At 46.7% G+C, this 1,907-nt stretch carries 2 protein-coding genes; one reads left to right on the top strand and one right to left on the bottom strand.

What is annotated here, in order from left to right; genetic code table 11:
• Positions 1–90 precede the first annotated feature (90 nt).
• Positions 91–231 (bottom strand): hypothetical protein, encoded by a 141-nt coding sequence (locus NG833_RS19985; protein WP_254567031.1) that lies wholly within the window; start codon positions 229–231, stop codon positions 91–93.
• 208 nt (positions 232–439) lie between these two features.
• On the opposite strand from NG833_RS19985, the gene NG833_RS19980 reads away from it, so the two are divergent.
• On the top strand, positions 440–1,831 hold the full coding sequence (locus NG833_RS19980) for a transposase (RefSeq protein WP_254567030.1): 1,392 nt from the start codon (positions 440–442) through the stop codon (positions 1,829–1,831).
• Positions 1,832–1,907 lie beyond the last annotated feature (76 nt).

Genomic DNA, 1,907 nt, shown 5'->3' with positions numbered 1-1,907 from the left:
TTTTGAGGGTGATCAAGCCATCGCCTTGGTCCAGCACCTTATTGAGTGCCTCGAAACGATGAAACCAATGATCTCTCAGATACTCGTGCCTTAATTTCCGCCTGATGACTGGGTTTTCCCAGGGGCGATCGCACTGATGGCGATCGCCTGATCCATAGCTATCGCTGGATCGAAATCTTCCCCCACTGGGAGGATCGCGGGGAGATAGCGCAATTGAACCGCCCGGGTCATTGACCCGGTGCCGCACGGCAGTAACTCAGAGTCTTGAGAAGGAAATAGACCTTAAAGGTTTTCTTTTTTCGTGGACTAGGCTACTGCCGACATGGCGGCTAACCTCGTAGAAGCCGGACATAGAATTGTTATCCGACTCGGGAGATTCGTGGCTCTAATTAGCGAGGGAATTTGTCGCAAAACATCCCAGAAACAACCTTGATAATTTATGGAATCAAAACCGATCATTGTTGGGCTAGACGTTAGTAAGGATAACGTCGTCTGTTGCCCCTTGAGAGAAGCACCTTTTGATCTTAAAAGGTACTTTAAGGAAAACAGAGAATCTTTCCCACGATTATATTCTAATCGCGACGGGATTGAACAATTGCTCGCCCTAAACCCTGATTATGTGGTGATGGAACCCACGGGGGTACACTATTCCTGGATTTGGGCACACATACTAAAAAAGGAAGGGGTTAAAGTCCTCTGGGTAGGACACTCGGAAGTTGCAGCGTTTCGGAAATCCAAGAAACTGCCAGATAAAAACGATGCGGCTGATGCGCTTGCGCTTGCCGCCTATGCCTTAATTAATTGGAACTATGCAGAGGCATTCCTTGGATACGAACACGAAAATTTCATAGTCCCACTCAGAGACTGCTGTCTGCAACTCCAAAATCTAAACCGGATCCAGAGTCCAATTATCAACAGGTTAAGGCAACAGTTAGCCCATGAGTTCCCAGAAGCAGCTTTAAATCAATCTCGCAGAGGAAGTGATGGTCAGGTTCCTTTGTGGTGCTTCATTGCTGGTAAAGAACGTAATCTAAAAACAAACCGAGCTTACTACCAAAAACTTTACGAGGTCTCGATCGCCCCTAAATATGGAGTTGAGATATCCGAGTTCTCTCGGAATCTTGCGAAACAGCTATGCCAGCTTACGGACTGGGAGATTGAGATAGAAACTCGGATAGCCGGAATTTTGAAGCACGCAGAATTCAGGGTCTACAACCAAGTCATGGATGATATGGGAATGGGTCTCAGAACCAAAGCCTGGATAATTTCCCAGATTTATCCGATTGAAAGATTCCTGGGAGACGGGAAATATCGGAATTGGCGAGCCCGGTTCAAACAACGGTTAGGCTATGGAGGGGTTGAGGATTCATCCGGTGATAAGGAAAGGGTCAGAAAGAGCGGATCCAAGACATCCCGGCAAGTGCTCTACCTTTGGGTACTGACTTCAATTTCTATTGAACGGCTAAGACCTGATACGGAGATAGGGAAGAGAGTCTGTGCTTTCTACGATGAAAGAAACAGGCAGTACAATGAAAACCCTGAACTCTATCATTCCCGGTTACTGGACAAGCAACAGAAGGATGCGATCGCCTCGTTGAAAAGTCAACTCAGCCCGCTGCTGTCACCAAAAGTTGTTAGTCAGATAGAACGCAGCTTGTCGAGCGCACTGGATTTACCGGGCCTGTTAGGAAGTGATGATCATGATGTCTCGCTGGTTAAAAAGGGGGAAGCTAAGAAGCGGTTCGGGAAACTAATTATCAGCCAGACCGCAGCAAAGGGAGTAGAGATCCTTTTTGAAGAACTAATGAAGGTTCTGCACCCAAAAGAGTAAGATAGGATTGAAGAAGACGGCCCTCTACTAGAAACGAGAGGGCCTTTTAAAAAATCTGTAGACCCATTACATAGAA

This window comes from Oscillatoria sp. HE19RPO (assembly GCF_024220515.1).
In the GTDB taxonomy this organism is placed as follows: domain Bacteria; phylum Cyanobacteriota; class Cyanobacteriia; order Cyanobacteriales; family Laspinemataceae; genus Laspinema.
Note: the sequence above shows the minus strand (reverse complement) of the source record. Positions and strands in the feature narration are given on the sequence as shown.

Bases quoted from the DNA above. Each gene is read 5' to 3' on its own strand.
- NG833_RS19985 (WP_254567031.1), bottom strand. From the start codon at position 231: ATGACCCGGGCGGTTCAATTGCGCTATCTCCCCGCGATCCTCCCAGTG.
- NG833_RS19980 (WP_254567030.1), top strand. From the start codon at position 440: ATGGAATCAAAACCGATCATTGTTGGGCTAGACGTTAGTAAGGATAAC.